Annotated in this window: 23 protein-coding genes; 19 read left to right on the top strand and 4 right to left on the bottom strand. The window is 68.7% G+C overall.

Annotated features, from left to right (window positions below):
• The first annotated feature begins 5 nt into the window (after positions 1–5).
• The 5 genes from BHE97_RS09210 to BHE97_RS09190 all read left to right on the top strand — a co-directional run bounded on the left by BHE97_RS09210 (position 6) and on the right by BHE97_RS09190 (position 4488).
• Entirely contained in the window at positions 6–410 is a 405-nt protein-coding gene (locus BHE97_RS09210; protein WP_201791391.1) for a hypothetical protein, read from the top strand.
• Positions 411–414: 4 nt separating this feature from the next.
• Complete coding sequence (locus BHE97_RS09205) at positions 415–1086, top strand: M50 family metallopeptidase (RefSeq protein ID WP_201791390.1); 672 nt, start codon at positions 415–417, stop codon at positions 1084–1086.
• 79 nt (positions 1087–1165) lie between these two features.
• Positions 1166–2359 (top strand): tRNA guanosine(34) transglycosylase Tgt, encoded by a 1194-nt coding sequence (tgt, locus tag BHE97_RS09200; protein ID WP_236757611.1) that lies wholly within the window; start codon positions 1166–1168, stop codon positions 2357–2359.
• Between the two features lie 96 nt (positions 2360–2455).
• A complete protein-coding gene (locus tag BHE97_RS09195; RefSeq protein ID WP_087623737.1) occupies positions 2456–3169 on the top strand; it encodes a queuosine precursor transporter in 714 nt (237 codons plus the stop codon).
• Positions 3170–3243: 74 nt separating this feature from the next.
• On the top strand, positions 3244–4488 hold the full coding sequence (locus BHE97_RS09190; RefSeq protein ID WP_087623736.1) for a geranylgeranyl reductase family protein: 1245 nt from the start codon (positions 3244–3246) through the stop codon (positions 4486–4488).
• Between the two features lie 31 nt (positions 4489–4519).
• Here BHE97_RS09190 and BHE97_RS09185 read toward each other — a convergent pair whose 3' ends face one another.
• Positions 4520–4990, bottom strand: a complete 471-nt coding sequence (locus BHE97_RS09185) for a hypothetical protein (RefSeq protein WP_087623735.1) — start codon at positions 4988–4990, stop codon at positions 4520–4522.
• Between the two features lie 97 nt (positions 4991–5087).
• Between BHE97_RS09185 and BHE97_RS09180 the strand changes: the two genes are divergently transcribed.
• The 4 genes from BHE97_RS09180 (at position 5088) to BHE97_RS09165 (ending at position 7733) form a co-directional block, all read left to right on the top strand.
• Entirely contained in the window at positions 5088–5912 is an 825-nt protein-coding gene (locus BHE97_RS09180) for an aldo/keto reductase (protein ID WP_087623734.1), read from the top strand.
• 92 nt (positions 5913–6004) lie between these two features.
• Positions 6005–6748, top strand: a complete 744-nt coding sequence (locus BHE97_RS09175) for a hypothetical protein (protein WP_087623733.1) — start codon at positions 6005–6007, stop codon at positions 6746–6748.
• 28 nt (positions 6749–6776) lie between these two features.
• On the top strand, positions 6777–7073 hold the full coding sequence (locus BHE97_RS09170) for a MarR family transcriptional regulator (protein ID WP_236757610.1): 297 nt from the start codon (positions 6777–6779) through the stop codon (positions 7071–7073).
• A 456-nt stretch (positions 7074–7529) separates the two neighbouring features.
• Complete coding sequence (locus tag BHE97_RS09165) at positions 7530–7733, top strand: cold-shock protein (RefSeq protein ID WP_087623731.1); 204 nt, start codon at positions 7530–7532, stop codon at positions 7731–7733.
• Positions 7734–8085: 352 nt separating this feature from the next.
• Here BHE97_RS09165 and BHE97_RS09160 read toward each other — a convergent pair whose 3' ends face one another.
• Positions 8086–9237 carry a PQQ-dependent sugar dehydrogenase gene (locus tag BHE97_RS09160; RefSeq protein WP_236757609.1) on the bottom strand — a complete coding sequence of 384 codons (1152 nt, stop codon included), beginning with the start codon at positions 9235–9237 and terminating at the stop codon, positions 8086–8088.
• A 243-nt stretch (positions 9238–9480) separates the two neighbouring features.
• Here BHE97_RS09160 and trxA point away from each other — a divergent pair, with 243 nt between their 5' ends.
• The 8 genes from trxA to BHE97_RS09120 all read left to right on the top strand — a co-directional run bounded on the left by trxA (position 9481) and on the right by BHE97_RS09120 (position 18840).
• Positions 9481–9855: a thioredoxin gene (trxA, locus tag BHE97_RS09155; protein WP_087623730.1), complete on the top strand. Its 375-nt coding sequence runs from the start codon at positions 9481–9483 to the stop codon at positions 9853–9855.
• 73 nt (positions 9856–9928) lie between these two features.
• Positions 9929–11434, top strand: coding sequence for an acetyl-CoA hydrolase/transferase family protein (locus tag BHE97_RS09150; RefSeq protein WP_087623729.1), 1506 nt, complete (start codon positions 9929–9931; stop codon positions 11432–11434).
• 53 nt (positions 11435–11487) lie between these two features.
• Positions 11488–14064: a DEAD/DEAH box helicase gene (locus BHE97_RS09145; protein ID WP_087623728.1), complete on the top strand. Its 2577-nt coding sequence runs from the start codon at positions 11488–11490 to the stop codon at positions 14062–14064.
• 35 nt (positions 14065–14099) lie between these two features.
• Positions 14100–15605 carry a molybdopterin-dependent oxidoreductase gene (locus BHE97_RS09140; RefSeq protein ID WP_087623727.1) on the top strand — a complete coding sequence of 502 codons (1506 nt, stop codon included), beginning with the start codon at positions 14100–14102 and terminating at the stop codon, positions 15603–15605.
• Between the two features lie 248 nt (positions 15606–15853).
• Positions 15854–16486, top strand: coding sequence for a fasciclin domain-containing protein (locus BHE97_RS09135; RefSeq protein WP_087623726.1), 633 nt, complete (start codon positions 15854–15856; stop codon positions 16484–16486).
• A 21-nt stretch (positions 16487–16507) separates the two neighbouring features.
• Complete coding sequence (sigK, locus tag BHE97_RS09130; protein ID WP_087623725.1) at positions 16508–17098, top strand: ECF RNA polymerase sigma factor SigK; 591 nt, start codon at positions 16508–16510, stop codon at positions 17096–17098.
• Complete coding sequence (locus BHE97_RS09125; RefSeq protein ID WP_201791389.1) at positions 17095–17799, top strand: anti-sigma factor; 705 nt, start codon at positions 17095–17097, stop codon at positions 17797–17799. The genes sigK and BHE97_RS09125 overlap by 4 nt, the downstream gene beginning before the upstream one ends.
• 180 nt (positions 17800–17979) lie before the next feature.
• Entirely contained in the window at positions 17980–18840 is an 861-nt protein-coding gene (locus tag BHE97_RS09120) for a hypothetical protein (protein ID WP_087623723.1), read from the top strand.
• Between the two features lie 107 nt (positions 18841–18947).
• Here BHE97_RS09120 and BHE97_RS09115 read toward each other — a convergent pair whose 3' ends face one another.
• Both BHE97_RS09115 and BHE97_RS09110 read right to left on the bottom strand, forming a co-directional pair.
• Positions 18948–19778 (bottom strand): ABC transporter ATP-binding protein, encoded by an 831-nt coding sequence (locus tag BHE97_RS09115; RefSeq protein WP_087623722.1) that lies wholly within the window; start codon positions 19776–19778, stop codon positions 18948–18950.
• Positions 19775–19960: a hypothetical protein gene (locus tag BHE97_RS09110; RefSeq protein ID WP_081085335.1), complete on the bottom strand. Its 186-nt coding sequence runs from the start codon at positions 19958–19960 to the stop codon at positions 19775–19777. The genes BHE97_RS09115 and BHE97_RS09110 overlap by 4 nt, the downstream gene beginning before the upstream one ends.
• Before the next feature lie 151 nt (positions 19961–20111).
• Between BHE97_RS09110 and BHE97_RS09105 the strand changes: the two genes are divergently transcribed.
• The gene (locus BHE97_RS09105) at positions 20112–20435 is read left to right on the top strand and encodes a putative quinol monooxygenase (RefSeq protein WP_087623721.1); all 324 of its coding nucleotides are present in this window, start codon (positions 20112–20114) and stop codon (positions 20433–20435) included.
• Between the two features lie 43 nt (positions 20436–20478).
• Positions 20479–20802, top strand: coding sequence for an ADP-ribosylglycohydrolase family protein (locus BHE97_RS09100; RefSeq protein ID WP_087623720.1), 324 nt, complete (start codon positions 20479–20481; stop codon positions 20800–20802).
• Positions 20803–20941 lie beyond the last annotated feature (139 nt).

Raw genomic sequence — 20941 nt, 5'->3', positions numbered from 1 at the left:
GCGCTGTGACCATCTACATGAAGCCCACGTTGACCGACGACATGATCGCGGCGATGGACCTTCTCGAGGCGTTCCGCCTGGCCGAGGAACTGCTCGACTCGCGCTTCCCACGCGAGGCCGGCCGGGTGCTCGGGCCCGTGCTGGAGGCCGAGCCCGGCAACGCCGCCGCCTGGGAGCTGTACGGGCGGGCCCAGTTCGCCGCCGCCCTGCTCAAGCCGGCCGAGGACGCCTTCCGCCGCCTCGTCGAGCTGGAGCCGACGAGCGCATGGGCGCAGACGGCCCTCGGTCTCACGCTCGATCGTCAGAGCCGTCACCGCGAGGGCGCCGTGCATCACCGCATGGCGGCCGCGATGGGTGCCAGCGACCGCGACGGTACCCGCGTCGAGCTCGTCGATCGCCCGAGCGACTGAATCCGTGCCCGATCCGGCGTGGATCGGCGCGGCGGTCGCTGTGCTGGCCGTCCTCGTGCCGCCGGCGTGGCGGCTGACCCGTCACGCCGTCACGCTGGTACACGAGGCCGGTCACGCGGCGGTGGCTCTGGCTACCGGCCGCAGGGTCCGGGCGATCAGGCTTCACCGCGACACCTCGGGCATCACCGAGTCGATCGGCCGGCCGCACGGGCCGGGCATGATCGTCACGGCCTTCGCCGGTTACACCGCCCCGCCGCTGCTCGGCGTGTCGATGATGCTCTTGGTCCTCGCCGAGCGCGAGGTGTGGGCCTGGTGGGCCGTTCTCGGCGTGGTGGCGGCGATGGTGCTCGTCATCCGGAACTGGTTCGGGCTCCTCGTACTGCTGGTGTGCGGTGGCGGGGTCTGGCTGTTGCAGACGCGTGTCGACGATCCGGAGTGGGCCCGTCTCACCGGCTACGCGGTGGCGTGGTTCCTCGTGCTGGGCGGTCTGCGCGCCACGATCGAGTTGGCCGTGACTCGACGACGCCGACGCGATCTGTCCAGCGATGCCGCCGTGCTGGCCCGGCTGACCGTCCTGCCCGCCGTCGTCTGGAACACGCTGTTCATCACAGTGGCCGTCCTCTGCGGCTATGTCTGCTGGCTCGGCGCGATCGGCGGCGTCGGCCGGCCCTGGTGACGTCCCGCCTTCGCCGCGACTCGCACACTCGCCGAGCCGGCCCGTCCCCCGGTCGCGACCCCGGTGGGAGAATGACCCGGTGTTCAGCATCGACCACCGTATCGAGGACGCGCCGGGCCGCTCGGGCGTCATCACCACGCCCCACGGCCAGATCCGCACGCCGGCGTTCATCCCGGTCGGCACGCGGGCGACGGTCAAGTCGGTGCTCCCCGAGAGCATGGCCGAGCTGGGTGCCCAGGCGCTGCTGGCCAATGCCTACCATCTCTACCTCCAGCCCGGCGCGGATATCGTCGACGAGGCCGGCGGGCTCGGACGGTTCATGAATTGGCCGGGGCCGACGTTCACCGACTCCGGCGGCTTCCAGGTCATGAGCCTGGGCGTCGGCTTCAAGAAGACCCTCTCGATGGACAGCACACGCGTCGCGCGCGACGACGTGATCGCGAAGGGCAAGGAGCGGCTCGCCCACGTCGACGACGACGGCGTGACCTTCAAGAGCCATCTGGATGGCTCACGCCACCGGTTCACCCCCGAGGTCTCGATGCGCATCCAGCACCAGCTGGGCGCCGACATCATCTTCGCCTTCGATGAGCTGACGACGCTGATGAACACCCGCGGCTACCAGGAGGAGTCCCTCGCGCGGACCCAGGCCTGGGCCGAGCGATGCATCGCCGAGCACGAGAAGCTCACCCGTGAACGCGCCGACAAGCCGTACCAGGCGCTCTTCGGCGTCGTGCAGGGTGCCCAGTACGAGGATCTGCGACGCAAGGCGGCCCGCGACCTCGCCGGCCTCCCCTTCGACGGCTTCGGGATCGGCGGCGCGATCGAGAAGGAGAACCTCGGCACGATCTGCCGGTGGGTGGTCGATGAGCTGCCCGAGGACAAGCCGCGCCACCTGCTCGGCATCGGCGAGCCCGATGACTTCTTCGAGGGGATCGAGAACGGCGCGGACACCTTCGACTGCGTCACGCCGTCGCGGGTCGCGCGATCCTCGCGCGTCTACACGCGTCGAGGCCGCTACAACCTCGATGTCGCCGCCTCCCGTCGCGACTTCTCCCCCATCGACGATGCGTGCGACTGCTACACCTGCGCGCACTACACCAAGGCGTATCTGCATCACCTGTTCAAGACGAATGAGATGCTCAGCGCGACCTTGTGCACGATCCACAACGAGCGCTTCATGGTGAAGCTCGTCGACGACATCCGCGCCTCGATCGACGACGGCACCTATCACGCCTTCAAGGCCGACACCCTCGGCCGCTTCTACGGTCCGTGAGAGGATCGAGTCCATCATGAGCGAGCGCAGCGAGCGAATCACCGGGGACGTCATGCCGACGCCTGCCCATCGTCGGTCTTCCTGGCAGGCGACGGCATGACCCCGCAGGCAACCTCGCCGAAACCTGCCGTGCGCTTCGCCTCGCGCGGTTCCTCCTATTACGACATCGCGATCGCCATGTTCTGTGTGGTGCTCGTGGTCTCGAATATCGCCGCCACGAAGGGCATCGAGATCGGCTCGGGCGCGTTCTCGATCGGCTCGGTCCAGCTGTGGCCCATCGTCACCGACGGCGGTGCGATCCTCTTCCCGGTCGCCTACATCCTCGGTGATGTCATCAGCGAGGTCTACGGCTTCAAGGCCGCGCGGCGCGCGATCATCGTGGGGTTCGCGATGGCGATCCTCACGGCCGTGACGTTCTGGCTCGTCCAGCACGCGCCCGCGGCCTCCTTCTACGAGAACCAAGCGGCCTTCGAGGCAGTCGCCGGGCCGGTCGGCCAGATCGTCGTCGCGAGCCTCGCAGGCTACCTCGTCGGCCAGTTCCTCAACGCGTGGGTGCTGGTGAAGCTCAAGGAGCGCACCGCCGAGCGCGGGCTCGTCGGCCGGCTCATCGCCTCGACCGGGGTCGGAGAGACGGCCGATACGCTGATCTTCTGCGCCATCGCCGCCACCGCCATCGGCATCACGTCCTTCGGCGTCTTCCTCAACTACTTCATCGTCGGCGTGCTGTTCAAGGTGCTCGTCGAGATCTGCGTGCTGCCGCTCACCCTGACGGTCATCGGTCAGCTCAAGCGCCGCGAACCCACCTACTGAGGCAGCGGGGCGGTGAGAAGGGACGCCTACTCACCGCCCATCGGCGGGCTGGCGGCGGATGGGAGAATGAGGCCATGACGCTGCCCGCCTCCACCGATGTGCTCGTCGTCGGCGCCGGACCGGCCGGGTCCGCGGCAGCGGCCTGGGCCGCGCGCCTCGGACTCGATGTCGTGCTCGCCGATGCCGCCAGCTTCCCCCGCGACAAGACCTGCGGGGACGGCCTGACCCCTCGCGCGGTCGCCGAGCTCGATCGGCTGGGTCTCGGCGACTGGGTCCGTGGGCACACCGTCAACCGGGGTTTACGCGCCAACGGCTTCGGCCAGCAGCTCCTCCTCCCGTGGCCGGGTGGCTCGTTGCCCGACCACGGATCCGCCGTCCCGCGCACCGAGCTGGACGACCGGATCTTCCGCACCGCGGTGGACGCCGGTGCCCGCCCGCTGGAGGATGCCCGCGCGGTGGACGTGACCTGGTCGGCCGGCGCGGTCGACGGTGTCGTCTTCCTGGTCGGACCGGACAAGACCGAGCACACCGTGGCGTGCCGGCGGCTCATCGTCGCCGATGGCGTGCGATCGCCGCTGGGCCGCGTCCTCGGACGGGAATGGCACCGCGAGACGGCCTACGGCATCGCCGGACGCAGCTACGTCAAGTCGGGCCACTCCGATGACCCGTGGATCTCCTCGCACCTCGAGCTGCGCGGCGAGGACCACGAACTCCTGCCCGGTTATGGGTGGATCTTCCCGCTCGGCGACGGCGAGGTGAACCTCGGTGTCGGAGCGCTGGCGACCTCCAAGCGTCCGGCGAGTCTGCAGATCCGCCCGCTGATGGAGTACTACGCGGGGCTCCGGCGCCAGGAGTGGGATCTGGGGGCCGAGCTGCGCCTCCCGACCTCGGCGCTGCTGCCGATGGGTGGGGCGGTCTCAGGTGTCGCCGGACCGAACTGGATGCTCGTCGGCGATGCGGCTGGCTGTGTGAACCCCCTCAACGGGGAGGGCATCGACTACGGACTGGAGACCGGCCGCGAGGCCGCCGAGGTCCTCGTCCTCGGCGACGCCCCGCGCACCACCTGGCCCGCGCTCCTCACCTCGCGCTACGGTGAGGCCTTCTCCATCGCCCGGAGGCTCGCCGGTCTCATCACGGTGCCGGGACTGCTGCCCGCACTCGGGCCGATCGGCATGCGCAGTCACGTGCTCATGACGATCGCCCTGCGCGTCATGGGCAATCTGGTGACCGAGGAGGATCGGGACGCCGTCGCGCGGACCTGGCGCTGGGCCGGCCGCCGCTCGGTCACCCTGGACGCACGACCGCCCTTCACCGGCTGACCGGCGAAGGACGGCGTACCGTCGGACGGACTCAGTTGTCGTCGGCGGGCTTCTGACCGCTGAAGTCGGGGAGCTTCTCCCCCGTGGCGCGCGAGTCGAGCACGGCGCACACCGTCAGGACGATGCCGGCCACGAACAGCAGCCAGCCCGACCATCCGGGGCCCACGCTCACGCCGAGACCGGACGGAACGCTGCCGCCGCCGGTGAAGGCGCGCAGGATGAGCAGGAAGGTGCCCACTCCCGCGGCGACCGCGCTCACCAGGAACCAGGGCGCCACCGGAGGCAGCACCTGGCCGGCGAAGACCCGGACGGCGATCAGCGCGGTCGCGGCGACGACCAGCAGCATGCCGAGGGTGGCGAAGCTCGTCCAGGCATTGGTCCCGGCGGAACCGAATCCCCCGGCCGAGACCGTCACATAGCTATCGAACAGTGACAGGATGAAAGCCAGGATGCCCGCGCCCAGTGCGCCCAGGCTGAACGGGCTCAGATTCTTCAGATCCACAGCGGTACCTCTTCTTGTCTTCTCTTAGCGTTTTCTCAGCATCGGTCGGGCTGAATGTACCGCAGCATCCTCTCCAGACGCGAAGTACGGTGGACACATGCCCCTCTCTCCCGTGCTCGAGCTCAATGACGGACACCGCATGCCGCGCCTGGGCTTCGGCACCTACTCGATCCACGACCCGGCCGTCTTCGAGGCCGCGATCGACACCGGCTACCGGCTGCTGGACACCGCCAAACGGTACGAGAACGAGGAGTCCGTGGGACAGGGCATCACCGCATCCTCCGTACCGCGCGAGGAACTCTTCGTCACCACCAAGGTGCCCGGAGACGACCAGGGGTATGACGCCACGATCGCCTCACTGGAGGGCTCGCTGGAGCGACTGGGACTGGACTACGTGGATCTCTACCTCATCCACTGGCCGCTGCCCCGGGTCGACCGCTATGTCGACACGTGGAAGGCCATGATCGAATTGCGCGAGCGGGGTCTCGTCCGGTCGGTCGGTGTCTCGAACTTCCAGTCCGAGCATCTCGACCGGATCATCGCCGAGACCGGTGTGACGCCCGCGGTCAACCAGATCGAGCTGCATCCCTACTTCCCGCAGTCGCAGCAACGGGAGATCGACGCACGGCTGGGGATCGTGACCCAGTCGTGGAGCCCGCTCGGACGCGGCTCGGACCTATTGCAGAATCCCACGATCGCCGAGATCGCCGACAAGCACGGTGTCGACGCCGGACAGGTGGTGCTGCGCTGGCACGTGCAGATCGGCGCCGCGCCGATCCCCAAGTCGGCGACGCCCGAGCGATTCTCCGGGAACCTCGCGATCTTCTCCTTCGAGCTTGACAACGAGGACCTGCAGCGCATCGCCGAGCTCGATCGCGATGCCCGCATCGGCGGCGACCCCGCCACACACGAGGAGTTCTGACGGCCGGCGCGGTGCCGTCGGCCTCCGGCTGACATCGGGGCGGATCTGCTCTACATTGTGGTGGAGCAACGACCGACCGAGAGGACGAGTTCATGTCCGACCACTATCCTCCGCCTCCGGGCGGTCCCGACAGTGGATATCCGCCGCAAGGCCCTCCACCTCCGTCGGGGGGCTACGAAGTCGCCGCCGCCTTCTCCTGGGCGTGGGCGCGCTTCAAGGAGAATCTCGGTCCCCTGGTCCTCAGCGTCCTGATCATCTCGGCCATCTCCGGTGCGATCAGCACGGCCACGACCCTGCCCACCATCGGCGAGGACTCGTCGACCATGACGACCGCGGACGCTCTGCGCTTCAGCGCCGCCACCGGAGTCTGGAATCTCGTGGGCGGACTCCTGACGGCGATCATCGTCGCACCCCTCACGCTGAACCTGGTCCGCATGTTCCTCGCAATCGCCGATGGGCGCCGGCCCGATATCGGCGATCTGTTCAAGACCGATCTCATCGGACCGGCCATCCTGCTCGGCCTGCTGACCTGGGTGCTGACGATCGTGGGCCTCATCCTGTGCATCGTTCCCGGCCTGATCTTCGTCTTCGGAGCGGCGTACTCGACCTATATGATGGCCGACCGCGGATTGTCGCCATGGGAGTCCATCAAGGCCAGCTTCGGGGTCTATCAGATCAATCTCGGCATGGCACTCGTCGGTGTCCTGCTAGGCGGCATCATCGCGGGAGCCGGTGTCATCGCCTGCTTCGTCGGCGTACTGTTCACCGCGCCGATCGGCGGCCTGTTCATCACCTACGCCTTCCGCCGCCTCACCGGTGGCGTCGTCGCCGGCTGAGTCCCGCATCCCCGAGGCCCATGCCATCGTGCGCCGCACCCCACGTGGCTCCTTGAGCCGCGCCGCGGGCGGCACCCTGACGCTCCTCTACGAACACGGTCCGCAGCGGATCACGACCCTGGCCGAACGCGAGGCCGTGAGCCAGCCCGCCATGACAGCGCTCGTGCGCCGCATGGAGAACGCGGGCCTGGTGACACGCCGCCGCGCCCAGTATGACGAGTTGATCGGAGAGGCGCTCGATCGACTCTCCGACGACGACCGGGCCTCGATCGCCGCCGCACTCCCCGCACTCGAGAACTTCGTCAGGACCTATGACTTCCACTGACCACTCCTTCACCGACATGGTCCGGCAGCCCCGGGCCGTGTACGCCGTCGCCTTCGCCTGCGCGGTGTCCTTCATGGGCATCGGTCGGCGCCGATCGGCTCACCACCGATCGTGGCCTCCAGGTCGGTCCAGCTCGAACCATCGGTGGAGGCCTCTGCCGGTGGGGCGCCCGGCCGAGGCCTTGGTCACTTCTCCACGGGATGGTTATGAAGAACTAGTCACTATGGGCTACTAGATGACCCCGGTCCACGAGATGTTCATCCCTCTCGGCCGGTCGAGGTACCCAGCGGCACCACCCGTGGCATAGGATGGGGAGCAGTTGCACGACGTTGGACCAGATGAATGCAGTACCCGTCCTGATTCGGGGTGTGGTTCCTCTCGAGGTTGGATGTGCGTCGCGACCGTCGCCTCCGGCCGGAGGCGGCCTTCGCCAAGAAAGTAAATGAGGAGAACACCATGGCAACGGGAACCGTCAAGTGGTTCAACGCTGAGAAGGGCTTCGGCTTCATCGCCCCCGACGATGGCAGCGAGGATGTCTTCGCCCACTACACGGCGATCCAGTCGTCCGGCTACCGCTCGCTGAACGAGGAGCAGAAGGTCGAGTTCGACGTCGAGCAGGGTCAGAAGGGCCTCCAGGCCGCCAATATCCGCCCCCTCTGAGCGAGCACGAGCTCGCCTGAGCCGGGGGTGGCTTGCCGCCCCCTCTGAGTAGCCCACGCTGACTCAACCCGGGGGCGGCCCGCCGCCCCTCTGAGTAGCCCACGCTGACTCGGACAGCGCAGTGCCCCCGTCCATCACGGACGGGGGCACTGTCGTATCCGTGTGTCACAGGAACACGACGACGCCCCCGGCCGCGATGGACCGGGGGCGTCTTCGGCGTCGGGCGACGCCAGGAGGGAGCCGACGCCGTGACGCCACGGCGCCTATGACTCCACCGAGGGAGTGAGTGAGCCATCTAGTGTCGCCGAAATATGAGGATATCCTCAGGTTCCTTCGTGTGCAAGCACCCTTCCTAGCGCTGTGTCACCGTGAGCCGGAGCAGACGATCGTCATCGGCGGCCGGCTCGGATCGCCCGTCGGTGTTGCTGGTGCCGATCCACAGTGAACCGTCCGGCGCCGCGGCGACCGCTCGGATACGTCCGTACTCCTGGACGAGATAGCCCTCGGGCTCACCCGCCTGTTCGCCGTCCAGGGGCACGCTCCACAGGCGCTCGCCACGCAGAGCTCCGAGATAAGCGGTGTCGCCGATGATCGCGAGCCCCGAGGGCGACGCCTCATCGGTGGGCCAGGTGACCTTCGGCGCCACGAAACGCTCGTCATCGCTCTGTCCCTCGACAACCGGCCATCCGTAGTTACCCCCGGCCTCGATGAGATTGAGCTCGTCGGCTCCCTTGTCGCCGAACTCGCTCGACCACAGGCGCCCATCGGCATCGAAGGCGAGTCCCTGGACATTGCGGTGCCCCAGCGACCAGACCTCGTTGTCGAAGGGATTGCCCGGCGCTGGCGTGCCGTCGGGCGTGATGCGGAGAATCTTGCCCTCGAGTGTCGACGAGTCCTGAGCGGTCTCCGGATCGAGCGCATCTCCGGTGGCGACGAAGAGCACGTCATCGTCGGCATCGTAGGCCAGGGCTCCCCCATTGTGGTTGTTCGCCTTGGCGATGCCGGTCAGCACCGGTTCGACTGAACCGAGCGTGTCCCCCTCGACCGTCATCTGGACGACTCGGTTGTCCTCAGCGGACGTCAGATAGGCGTAGAGCCTGGATCCATCGGGGCTCAGCGCGAGGCCGAGCAGTCCGCCTTCACCACCGGGCTCCACGCCCTCCACGGCACCGAGATCGGTCACCGTTCCATCGGGCTCCACCGCGAGGATCGACGCATCGTCCCGCTGTGCCACGAAGGCCGTGCCGTCCTCGTCGAAGACCATACCCCAGGGGACATTCACGTCACCCGCGATCTCGGTGTCGACGGATGGCGGCACCGTGGTGGGCGCCTCGCCGGTCGTCGTCGGAGCCGGTGACGGCGTCGAGTCCGGGGTGGCATCCTCGCCCGCGCTGCACGCGGCGAGCGCGACCACGAGCGATGACGCGGTCACGACCCCGAAGATCCTCATCCCCCGGCGCTCGGCCGCTGCCGGCACGGGATATCCCTTGGTTCGCTCGCTCATAGATCGATGATGCCCGCTTGGCGGTGACGTGGCGAGGCCCCTGGGAACTCATGATGATGCATGGTGGCTGCCATGACCGCCACCACGCATCATCATCCGTTCGAACCGCTCCGAACTCGATGCCTTCAGGTCGTGATGACAACCGCGATGCATCGTCATCCGCGCCGAGGCGGTGACACCTCGAGGGAATGATGTGCTGTGCCTGGACGTTATACCCAGGAAAGCTTCCGACGAGAGGTACCTATGAGCACCATCGACCTGACCAAGGAGACCTTCGAGTCGACCGTCACCGGCGAGGGCATCACGCTCGTCGACTGGTGGGCCTCGTGGTGCGGTCCGTGCAAGCAGTTCGCCCCGGTCTTCGAGGCCGCGAGCGAGCAGCACCCCGACATCACCTTCGGCAAGATCGACACCGAGGCCCAGCAGGAGCTCGCCGCCGCGGCACAGATCAGCTCGATCCCGACCCTGATGGCCTTCCGCGACGGCATCCTGGTCTTCTCCCAGCCCGGGGCGCTGCCGGCAGAGGCCCTCGATCAAGTCGTCACCGCGGTCAAGGACCTCGACATGGACGACGTTCGACGCCAGATCGCCGAACAGCAGGCGGCATCGCCGGAGTGATCCGGGACGCACCGAGGCTGGCATCGCGTCACCCCGGAGCACGCTGACCCACGGGGCAGGGCACGATCGTCACATGACGCGCGTGTCCTGCCCCGTTCTCCGTGCCCGCCTGACCACCGCCGATGAGGCAGCCGCGCATATCGGCCCGGGTGACAACGTCGGGATGAGCGGCTTCACCGGGGCGGGCTATCCCAAAGCCGTCCCTGCTGCGCTCGCCTCCCGGATCCGGTCCGCACACGATCGAGGCGAGGACTTCCGCATCGGCCTCTGGACCGGCGCCTCGACCGCCCCGGATGCCGATGGCGTCCTGGCTCGCGCGCACGGCATCTCCACCCGGCTCCCCTACAACTCCGACCCGACCCTGCGCGAGCTCATCAACAGCGGCGAGGTCGACTATGTCGACGCCCATCTCAGCCATACGGCACAACAGATGTGGTTCGGCTTCTACGGTCGCCTCGACGTCGCCGTGGTCGAGGTGACCGCCGCGCTGCCTGATGGCCTGCTGGTGCCCAGCAGCTCGGTAGGCAACAACAAGACCTGGCTCGATCAGGCCGACCGGATCGTCCTGGAGGTCAATCACTGGCAGCCTCGCGCGTTCGAGGGCTTCCACGATGTCTACTACGGCACCGCTCTCCCGCCGCACCGCCGACCGCTGCAGCTCACCGCACCGATGGAGCGCATCGGTGAGCCCTATCTGCGGGTCGACCCCGAGCGGGTCGTCGCCGTCGTGGAGACCAACGCGCCGGACCGTAACTCCCCCTTCAGCCCGCCCGGCGAGGAGTCCAGGGCGATCGCGGACCACCTCCTTGACTTCCTTCGGCACGAGGTTCGAGCGGGACGCATGCCCCCGGAGCTGCTGCCGCTCCAGTCCGGGGTCGGCAATGTCGCCAATGCCGTGCTCGCCGGCCTCGATGACAGCGAGTTCAGCGGGCTCACGGCCTTCACCGAGGTGCTGCAGGACGCGATGCTCGACCTGCTCGACTCCGGGACGCTGCGCGCCGCATCGGCCACCTCCTTCGGGCTCTCCGACGAGGGCGTGGCCCGGTTCATGGACCGCATCGACGCCTACAAGGGTCGCATCCTGTTGCGCAGCGAGGAGATCTCCAATCACCCGGAGCTCATCCGGCGTCTCGGCGTGATCGCGATGAACGGGATGATCGAGGCCGACGTGTACGGCCATGTGAACTCCACCCATGTGATGGGCTCGTCGATCATGAACGGCATCGGCGGCAGCGGCGATTTCACCCGCAATGCCTATCTGAATTTCTTCCTCTCACCCTCGACGGCCAAGGACGGCGCCATCTCCACCATCGTCCCGATGGCCAGCCACGTCGACCACACCGAGCATGATGTCCACGTCATCGTGACCGAGCAGGGACTGGCGGATCTGCGCGGACTCTCCCCTACCGATCGCGCCGAGCGCATCATCGATCGCTGTGCGCATCCGTCGTATCGCGAGGCGTTACGCGACTACGTCGCCCGCGCCAAGGCGGCACGGCCGCGAGCTCGGCACACACCGCACCTCCTGGACGAGGCGCTCAGCTGGCACCAGCGCTTTGTGGAGACCGGCCGCATGTGAGATGACGCCGACCTCGCGGCGGGACTCTTGGGCCCATGCCCGACAATGGAGGGATGCCGACCCCCACGCAGCTGATGATCGTGCTGCGGCATCCCGTGCGCTTCGTGGCGCACGAGGACCCCGCCCTCTCGCGCTTCGTCTTCGACGCACCGCAGGGCCCGATCGAGGCCACGGCCAATGAGGCCATCGGACCGCTGTCGGGCGGTATCCGGGCGATGAACGCCCACGCATCGGTGCGCGCCTGGGCGGGGCCGGCCATCATCGCGCTGCGCCTCATGGCCTCGGGCTCGCTCGCCCAACCGTCCGACGGAGACCAGCAGCAACTGCGCGTCGCGGCCGAGCAGCTCGACGTGCCCGCACGCGAGGCCCATGCCCTGATCGACGCCTTCCTCGCCGCGCTCGCGGTCGACGCCCCCGCGGTGGCGACCATCCCGCAGCGCCGACACGGACACGAGCCGGAACAGCCGCGGCCGCGTATCGAGCCCCCGCGCACCTTCGCGTATCGCCTGGTCATCGCCTTCGAGCGCGGCGAGGACACGATCGCCACCGCCTCCCTGCGGGTGCGCCCGACCGATCGCACCTGGGGCGAGGCCTCCGCCCACGAGGTCTTCGCCCGCGAGGACCACCACTTCGGGGAAGGCGCTCGCACAGCGCTGCGCGCCATGCTCGAGCGGCTCGGGGCGAGCTGGCCGCCCGCCGCGCGGCTGCTGCCCGGTGAGGACCCGGCGCCGGCCAGCATCGCGCTCACCGCCGACGAGCTCGGCTCCCTCGCCGCGGTGAATCTGGTCACCTCGCTCATGGCCAACCGGGTCGAGGTCGGCTGGCCGACCGAGCTCGTCCGCGATGTCACCGCCATGCCGGTCGTCAGCCGCGTCGACGGCTTCGGCGACCGCCCGCGTGCCTTCGGACGCGACCAGCTCTTCCGCTTCGACTGGAGCGTGAGCGTCGGCGGCGAGCGGCTCACGCAGACCGAGCTCGACGAGCTCGCGACGAGCCACAGCGGGCTGGTCAGGCTCCGCGACCGATGGGTCTTCGTCGAGCCGCGCCGTATCGACGAGCTCCTGCGCGGGGAGGGCCAGGAGCTCGACGCATCCGAGGCTCTGCAGGCCGCGCTCACCGGCGAGCTCCAGATCGACGGACGCCATGTCCGTGTCGACACCGTCGGCTGGCTCGAGGACGTGCGCGACCGCCTGGCGAGCCTCGGCGAGCGGTCGAGTGACATCTCCCAGCCCGATGACCTCGACGGCGAGCTGCGCAGCTACCAGCTGGACGGCCTACGCTGGATGAACCAGCTGGTCGACCTCGGTCTCGGCGGCATCCTCGCCGATGACATGGGCCTCGGCAAGACCATCACCCTCATCGCACTGCACCTGCATCGCGCGGCCTCCGCGCCCACCCTCGTGGTGTGTCCCGCCTCCGTCCTGGCGACCTGGGAGCGCGAGATCGGGCGATTCGCGCCCGGGGAGAGTGTCCATCGATTCCATGGCCCCGGGCGCTCGCTGCACGAGGCCAAGGACGGCTTCGTGGTGACCACCTATGCGACGATGCGCCAGAGCGTCGACGCGCTCGCCGAGCACGACTGGAGCATGGTGGTCGCCGACGAGGCGCAGCACGTGAAGAACGCCGGCTCGGGCGTCGCCCAGGCGTTACGACGCATCGAGGCCGATGCGCGGATGGCACTCACCGGCACGCCCGTGGAGAACGCGCTCTCCGAGCTGTGGGCGATCCTCGACTGGACCACACCGGGCCTCCTCGGCAACCGCGAGCAGTTCCGACGCGACTGGTCGCGCCCGATCGAGCGTGACCGCGACGATGGGACCGCCGGCCGGCTCTCCACCCTCATCCGCCCCTTCGTGCTGCGGCGTCGCAAGAGCGATCCGGGCATCGCACCGGAGCTTCCGCCCAAGATCGAAACCGACCATCACGTGCAGCTGACGCGCGAGCAGATCGGCCTGTACGAGGCCGTCGTGCGGCGCACGATGGCCGAAATCGAGGAGAGCCGCGGCATCCAGCGCCGCGGTCTGGTGGTCAAACTGCTGACGCAGCTCAAGCAGATCTGCAACCACCCGGCCCAGTTCCTACGACAGGCCGAGGGCGAGCTCGAACGTCGTTCGGGCAAGCTCGAGGTCTTCGACGACCTGCTCGAGGAGATCCTCGCCGAGGGCGGCCGGTCGCTGGTGTTCACGCAGTACGCCCAGATGGGTCACCTGCTGTCCCGCCATCTGACCGCGCAGGACGTCGATCACGCCTATCTGCACGGCGGCACCTCCGTCCGCACGCGTGAGGACATGGTCCGGCGCTTCGGCGAGGGCGATTTCGATGTCTTCGTCCTCTCGCTCAAGGCCGCCGGCACCGGCCTGAACCTGACGCGTGCCGACCATGTCATCCACTACGACCGCTGGTGGAATCCCGCGGTCGAGGATCAGGCGACCGACCGCGCGCACCGCATCGGGCAGACCGAGACCGTCCAGGTGCACCGGCTCATCGCCGAGGGCACGATCGAGCAGTCGATCTCCGAGCTCATCTCCGCCAAACGCGCCCTCGCCGATGCCGTGGTCGACTCCGGTGAGGCGGCGCTGACCGAGCTGAGCGATGCCGAGCTGGCGGCGCTGGTACGCCTGCGGCGCTGACGCATCCGCTTCGTCGTCGGCGACGAATCACCGACATGACGGCACCCCAGCTACCGCACGATGCGACGGTCGGCGTCATCGCCGCGACGGCCGGCATCGGCATCGGCCACCTCGTAGCGGCCCTCACGAATCCGTCGGCATCACCGGTCCTGTCCATCGGCTCGGCGGTGATCGACGCGACGCCCACTCCAGTGAAGGAGTGGGCCGTCGCCACCTTCGGCACCTCCGACAAGATCATCCTGATCGGATCGGTCGCGCTCGGCACGCTCGTACTCGCTGGGCTCGGTGGCGTCATCGCGGCGAGACGCTTCAGCATCGGCGCGCTCGTGCTGATCGCCCTCGTCGCGCTCGCGGGCGCGGCGGCACTGACGCGTCCGGCGGCGACGGTCGCGGATCTGCTTCCCGCCCTCGCCACCGGTGTCATGGCGCTCGCCGCGTTGTGGTGGCTGGTGCGCGAGCGCGATCCTGCGAATGCCGAGTCCGGGGGCGGCCCGACCCGCCGACGGGTCCTGACCGGTGGTGGCGCAGTACTCGTCGCGGCGGTGCTCGCGGGGGCCGCCGGCGAGGCGATCATCCGCGGAAGCCGGCGGCTCGGCGATATCGTGCTCCCGCGTCCCTCCGATCCCCCGCCCCCACTCGCGGACGGGCTCGACATCGAGGGGATCAGCCCGTTCCGCACGCCGACGGAGGACTTCTACCGCGTGGACGTCAATCTGAGCGTACCCGTGGTGGATGTCGACGACTGGGCCCTGACCATCGATGGCGATGTCGCCCGTCCCTACACGATCACCTGGGACGAACTGCTCGAGATGGACATGATCGAGCGGGATATCACGATGACCTGCGTCTCGAACGAGGTCGGTGGCGGCTATGTGGGAGCGACGCGCTGGCTGGGTGTGCCGCTGACCGACCTACTGGAACGTGCCGGCATCGGTTCGAGGGCCGACCAGATCCTGAGCACCGCGGTCGACGGCTTCACCATCAGCACGCCGCTGGCCATCGCGACCGATGGACGCGATGCGATGGTCGCCATCGCCATGGACGGGGAGCCGCTTCCGCGTGAACACGGCTTCCCGGCACGACTGATCACACCCGGCCTGTATGGCTATGTCGGCGCCACGAAATGGCTCGAACGCCTAACCCTGACCACCTATGCCTCGGATCGGGCGTATTGGACCGAGCGCGGCTGGGATATCGACGGTCCGATCAAGGTCTCGACCCGGATCGACACGCCCCGAGGGCTCGCCGAGCTCGATCCCGGCGATCTGGTGATCGCCGGCGTCGCGTGGGCGCAGCACCGTGGCGTCGAGGGCGTCCAGGTGCGCATCGACGGGGGCGAGTGGACGGACGCCGAACTCGGGCCCGATGCCGGGGTGGACTACTGGCGGCAGTGGTATCTGCCATGGAAGGCGGGCTCCGGTCGCCACACCGTGCAGGCGCGCTGCGTGACCGACGATGGCGAGGTGCAGACCGCGGAGCGGGCGGGCCCGTTCCCGAACGGATCGAGCGGGATCCACGACATCGTCGTGCGCGTCGCCTGACCACAGGACTTCGTGCCCGGTCGCCATCGGTGGTCGCGGTCGATCACGCGCTGCCCGCCCCGGTGGCTACGGAGGATGTGATTCCGGGGCTGCTGGGGCGACCGAGGAAGCACATCCTGCGCACCCCACCACGTGCGTAGTACCTCACCGACCGACTTCAGCAAGAGAGAGACCACCCATCCGGATGAGCGTCCACGCCGAATCACCCATGAACGTCAGACAGAACGTCACCGAGGAAAGGCACCACCATGAAGAGCACGATGATTCGCCGCGCCGGCCTCGCCTCTGCGGCCCTCACCCTGACGCTCGGACTCGCCGCGTGCGGCGGGTCGGACGACTCCGACGAGCCCGCGGCGTCCGAGCCCACGACCAGCGAGGAGTCCTCGGGTGCCGACGACATGGGTGACAGCGACATGATGGGCGCCTTCGGCCCCGGATGTTCCGCGATCCCGTCCGAGGGCGCCGGGTCACTCGACGGCATGGCCGAGGAGCCGGTCGCCACGGCGGCCAGCAACAACCCCCTGCTCACGACCCTCGTGTCAGCGGTCACCGAGGCAGGGCTGGTCGACACCCTCAACTCCGAGGAGTCGCTCACCGTCTTCGCCCCGACCGATGACGCCTTCGCCGAGATCCCCCAGGATCAGCTGGACGCGCTGCTCGCCGACAAGGAGCAGCTGACCACGGTGCTGACACATCACGTCGTGGCCGGGGAGCTCGGACCCGACGAGATCGCCGGTGAGCACGAGACACTGGCCGGTGACATGATCACCGTCGAGGGCTCCGACGAGGACTTCACGGTGGGCGACGCGAGCGTGATCTGCGGCAATGTCCCGACCGCGAATGCCAAGGTCTACGTCATCGACGCCGTGCTGATGCCCTGACCATCGGGAAGACTCACTACCGTGACTCATCTGACCCCCGTGCCCTCCGGCCCCGAGCCGGAGGGCACGGATCGGCTACCGGGCCTCTTGAGCCGCTGCGCTCGCAGCGACGAGGGAGCCTTCGCGGAGCTCTACGACCTCACCGCCGCGCGCGTCTACGGACTCGTCCGGCGCGTGGTAAGGGACCCCTCCCACGCGGAGGAGGTCACGCAGGAGGTGTACCTCGAGCTCTGGCGCCACGCCGCCCACTTCGATCCTTCACGCGCGAGCGCGATCTCGTGGATGTTCACCATCGCGCACCGTCGCGCCGTCGATCGCGTCCGCTCGGCATCCTCCGCGAGCCGGCGTGACCTGGCCTACAGCCACGGCCATCGCGAGATCGAGCACGACACGACCAGTGAGCTGGTGGTGGACCGCCTGGAGGCGACGCGCGTCCGCTCGGCACTCGACCAGCTCACCGCCACGCAGCGCGAGGCGGTCGACCTGGCCTTCTTCGGCGGCTACACCCACACAGAGGTCGCCGCGCTCCTGGACATCCCCCTTGGTACGGCCAAGACCCGTATCCGCGACGGTCTCATTCGACTGCGCGACGTGTTGGGAGTAGAACGATGACGATGCCCGATGACATCCACAGCCTCTCCGGGGCCTATGCGGTCGACGCCGTCGACGATATCGAGCGTGCCCAGTTCGAGAGCCATCTCGAACACTGCGCAGCCTGCCGCGAGGAGGTCGCATCCCTCCGGGCGGCAGCAGCCGAGCTCGGAACATTGACCGTTGAGGAGCCGCCGCCGTCCTTACGCGGTGACATCCTCGATCTCGTCGGCACCGTCCGCCCCGAACCGCCGCATGTGGCCGAGCGATCGCTTCGCACTCGTCGATGGGGTTGGGTGGTCGCTGCGGTCGCGGCCGTCGTCGCGGTCATCGGGGTGGGCGTCGCCCAACCCTGGGACACCTCCCCAGAACAGCTGACCGTCGCCGAACAGGTCGACCGGGCCCAGGACGCCGATCGTGTCGCCCTGTCCTTCGACGACGGAAGCGAGGCGACCGTCATCCGCTCAGCCAGTGTCGGACGCGCCGTGATCGAGACACGCGATATGGCCCCGCCACCGGACGGTCACCACTATGTGGTCTGGCTTCAGAGCCCGGACGGAACGATGCATGCGGCAGGGGTGATGCCCGATGACGAGTCCGATGCCTCGATGGTGCTCCACGGCGATGCGACGGAGTCGGTCGGGGCCGGCATCACCGTGGAATCCGATCCGGATGTGACGGCTCCGACGACCGAGCCGATCGCACTGTTCGAGTTCACCTGAAATCGGGCTTGACCAGACAGGTAAGCCTGACCTAAGTTAGTGGTACTGCCGCTCGTCGGTCGACCCACGGACGGCGGCAGTCCAGGCTCATACAGTGCCGTGTGGCCTGACCTCGGGCCCCGTCCACGCCACGGCGGGGCTCGAGGATAGCCCTGTCCGTCCTTCGTCGATCGAGAGCCGATGACCACCGAGCCCGCCTCCGTCTCCCCCGTCGAGTTGTGGAATGACGACCTCGTGGTCCTCGGCTCCCTCATCGGCGGCCTCGACGACACCGCCCTGTGCGCGACCGCGAATGCCGGTGCCGCCGTGAGCGCGCCCGGACGCTACGCGCGGATCGGCGCGCTGGGCGGACCCTGGCCCCAGCACCACAGCGGCGAGGTCGTGCTGCGTCTGTGCCCCAGCGTGCTCGACGCCTTCGCCGTCGACGAGCGGGAGCACACGCTCCGCGTGGTCAACCACCACGGCGATGTCGTGCACCGCGTCGCCCTCGGCGGCCCTACGACCGTCCGCCGCTCCCGCTCCGGGACCACACTGGGCACCAGCCCCTGGTCGGCCCACGGCGATGCGCCCTGCGCGGCGGGAGCCCTGCTCGACCTCAACACGCAGGCTCATCTGGACACGCTCGTGCACGATGCCGGTGTCCAGCGCCGGCACGCGCTGGACCAGCTCCGCGGGCGGCACGAGGTCTCGGCGCTCTCTGCGCCGCTCGCGCTGCATGCCCTCGACCACCTCCATCACGACCGTCTCGACGTGACGCTCGCCGTGCCCACCGACGGCTGCCTGATGGCGATCGGCGGCACAGTCACCGGGCTGCGCGGCGCGGCGGACACGCTGTTCGTCTATGTCGACGGCGGCACGGTCCGTGTCGACACCTCCACGGTGCACGAAGGATGGGTGGTACGACCGCGGCACGGCTCGGCCACGCTCGAGCTGTACGACCGCACCGGTCGCTGCGTGCTCGCGATCGCCCAGCCCGGTCGCCGCGATCCGGTCGCCGCCGCCCGCTGGGAGCATCTGACCGCGATGCTCTCGATCAGCTAGGATGCGGTCGGGTCCGGCCGGTCACGCGAGGCATCGGCCGTCGAGTCGACCACGGACGATGTGTGCTTCCGTGGCGGCTGGGACGACCACCGAAGCACATCCTCCGTCTACTTGTCGGGCGCGGCCGCGGGCTGCCTCTCCCGTGCGTGGTAGCGACCGATCGGCAGCATCATCGGTTTGCCCGAGGTCGGATCCGTCACCACCTCGCTCTCCAGCCCGAAGACCTCGCGCACCGTCGCGGCTGTCAACACGTCGGCGGGCGGCCCGGCGGCGTGCAGCGCCCCCGCGGCGACCGCGATGAGGTGATCGGCGTACCGAGCGGCCAGGTTGAGATCGTGCAGGACCATGACGATCGTGGTGCCGCGCTGCCGGTTCAGATCGGTCAACAGATCGAGCACCTCGATCTGATGGGTCACATCGAGGAAAGTCGTGGGCTCGTCGAGCAGCAGCAGATCCGTCTGCTGCGCGAGCGCCATCGCGATCCACACTCGCTGACGCTGCCCGCCGGACAGCTCATCGACCGATCGGTCGGCGAGGTCAGTGGTCCCGGTCGCCTCGAGCGCGGACAGCACGGCTTCCTCGTCCTCGCGGCTCCACCGCGCGAACACCTTCTGATGCGGATGCCGTCCACGGCCCACGAGATCAGCCACCGCGATACCCTCGGGCGCGATGGGCGACTGCGGCAGCAGCCCCAGCATCCGAGCGACCTCCTTCGTCGGGAGCCGGTGCAGCTCCTTGCCGTCCAGCACGACGCGCCCGGTCCGCGGCGCGAGCAGTCTCGCCATCGCCCGCAGCAGGGTGGACTTGCCGCAGGCATTCGCCCCGACGATGGTGGTGATCTTCCCCGTCGGGATCGTCAGATCGAGCGAGTCGATGACGACCCGATCCCCGTAGCCCAGACTCAGCTGCTCGGTGTGCAGGGTGTGGACGTCGGTCATAGCGAACCTCCCGCGCGCGACCACGTGACCGTGGCGACGCGCTCGGGCTCGATCGTCGTCTCGCCGAAGGCATGCTCGACGGTGACGGGGACGTTACCTGATCCCCCTCCAGCGGGGGCGTCGTCCGGTGAGGACTCGGCGGCCGAAAGGCCGGCGGACGCCAGGAGACGCGAGGAACGCATAAGACTCGACTTTCAAGGAAAAGCAGGTAAGGCTCACCTAGCCTAGACCGTCACCCCCCGTCCGGGGCAACACTTCCGGCGATCGGACAGGTCACACCCGTCACCCGGCCCCGCGAACGGCGGACGACCCGCCGGACGGCACACTGGGGGAATGATCTTCATCGCCGTCAAGTTCACCGTCAAGCCCGAATGGTCCGAGCGCTGGATCGAGCACGTGACCCCCTTCACCGAGGCCACCCGCGCCGAGCCCGGGAACCTCTGGTTCGACTGGTCCCGCAGCGTCGAGGATCCGCATGTCTACATCCTGCTCGAGGCCTTCGCCGACGGCGACGCGGGCGGCGAGCACGTGCGCTCCGAGCACTTCGCGCAGGCCATGCGCGACCTCCCCCAGGCACTCGTGCGCACCCCGCAGATCATCAGTGAGGAGATCGACGCCACCGACTGGAACCTCATGGGTGAGATGACGGTCGAGTGACGTCGCTGGCCGATCGCGCACAGGGACTCCTCATCACTCAAGCCTGCGGAGACGCGCTCGGCGTCCCCTACGAATTCGACGAGGGCCGCCGCGACATCTGGCACGATCTGCTCGACGCGGCGACGGGCGCCGATCCGCGCGTCGGTTCGCTCCCAATGGGTACACCATGACGGCTCTCCAGGCGGCGTGGGCGGCGATCAGCTCGGCTCCCGGCGACGGTCCCGTCCACCTGACGACCGCTCTGCTGACAGCCGTGCGGAGTGGTCACGACACGGATACCGTCGCGACCATCGCGGGGGGTCTCGTCGGGGCCCGATGGGGCGCCTCCGCGGTTCCTCGCGAATGGTCGCGGCTGCTGCACGGATAGGGCGGATACGACGCGGACGGGCTCGGCGACTCGCGATCTCCGTATTGCCCTGAGGACCTCTTAACCGGGGCGCACGACCCATGGAGGCGCCGACGGACCCGAGAACCCGCCTTTTCTTGCAGCAAGGGCAGTGGGGTTT

The sequence above is a fragment of the Aeromicrobium sp. PE09-221 genome (assembly GCF_002174305.1).
Taxonomy (GTDB): Bacteria; Actinomycetota; Actinomycetes; order Propionibacteriales; family Nocardioidaceae; genus Aeromicrobium.
The sequence above is the reverse complement of the archived record's forward strand: the minus strand, read 5'-3'. Positions and strand labels throughout refer to the sequence as shown.

Coding starts and splice junctions, on each gene's coding strand:
- BHE97_RS09195 (WP_087623737.1), top strand. CDS start 2,456: ATGACCCCGCAGGCAACCTCGCCGAAACCTGCCGTGCGCTTCGCCTCG.
- BHE97_RS09190 (WP_087623736.1), top strand. CDS start 3,244: ATGACGCTGCCCGCCTCCACCGATGTGCTCGTCGTCGGCGCCGGACCG.
- BHE97_RS09180 (WP_087623734.1), top strand. CDS start 5,088: ATGCCCCTCTCTCCCGTGCTCGAGCTCAATGACGGACACCGCATGCCG.
- BHE97_RS09175 (WP_087623733.1), top strand. CDS start 6,005: ATGTCCGACCACTATCCTCCGCCTCCGGGCGGTCCCGACAGTGGATAT.
- BHE97_RS09165 (WP_087623731.1), top strand. CDS start 7,530: ATGGCAACGGGAACCGTCAAGTGGTTCAACGCTGAGAAGGGCTTCGGC.
- BHE97_RS09160 (WP_236757609.1), bottom strand. CDS start 9,237: ATGAGCGAGCGAACCAAGGGATATCCCGTGCCGGCAGCGGCCGAGCGC.
- trxA (WP_087623730.1), top strand. CDS start 9,481: ATGAGCACCATCGACCTGACCAAGGAGACCTTCGAGTCGACCGTCACC.
- BHE97_RS09150 (WP_087623729.1), top strand. CDS start 9,929: ATGACGCGCGTGTCCTGCCCCGTTCTCCGTGCCCGCCTGACCACCGCC.
- BHE97_RS09145 (WP_087623728.1), top strand. CDS start 11,488: ATGCCGACCCCCACGCAGCTGATGATCGTGCTGCGGCATCCCGTGCGC.
- BHE97_RS09140 (WP_087623727.1), top strand. CDS start 14,100: ATGACGGCACCCCAGCTACCGCACGATGCGACGGTCGGCGTCATCGCC.
- BHE97_RS09135 (WP_087623726.1), top strand. CDS start 15,854: ATGAAGAGCACGATGATTCGCCGCGCCGGCCTCGCCTCTGCGGCCCTC.
- BHE97_RS09125 (WP_201791389.1), top strand. CDS start 17,095: ATGACGATGCCCGATGACATCCACAGCCTCTCCGGGGCCTATGCGGTC.
- BHE97_RS09120 (WP_087623723.1), top strand. CDS start 17,980: ATGACCACCGAGCCCGCCTCCGTCTCCCCCGTCGAGTTGTGGAATGAC.
- BHE97_RS09115 (WP_087623722.1), bottom strand. CDS start 19,778: ATGACCGACGTCCACACCCTGCACACCGAGCAGCTGAGTCTGGGCTAC.
- BHE97_RS09110 (WP_081085335.1), bottom strand. CDS start 19,960: ATGCGTTCCTCGCGTCTCCTGGCGTCCGCCGGCCTTTCGGCCGCCGAG.
- BHE97_RS09105 (WP_087623721.1), top strand. CDS start 20,112: ATGATCTTCATCGCCGTCAAGTTCACCGTCAAGCCCGAATGGTCCGAG.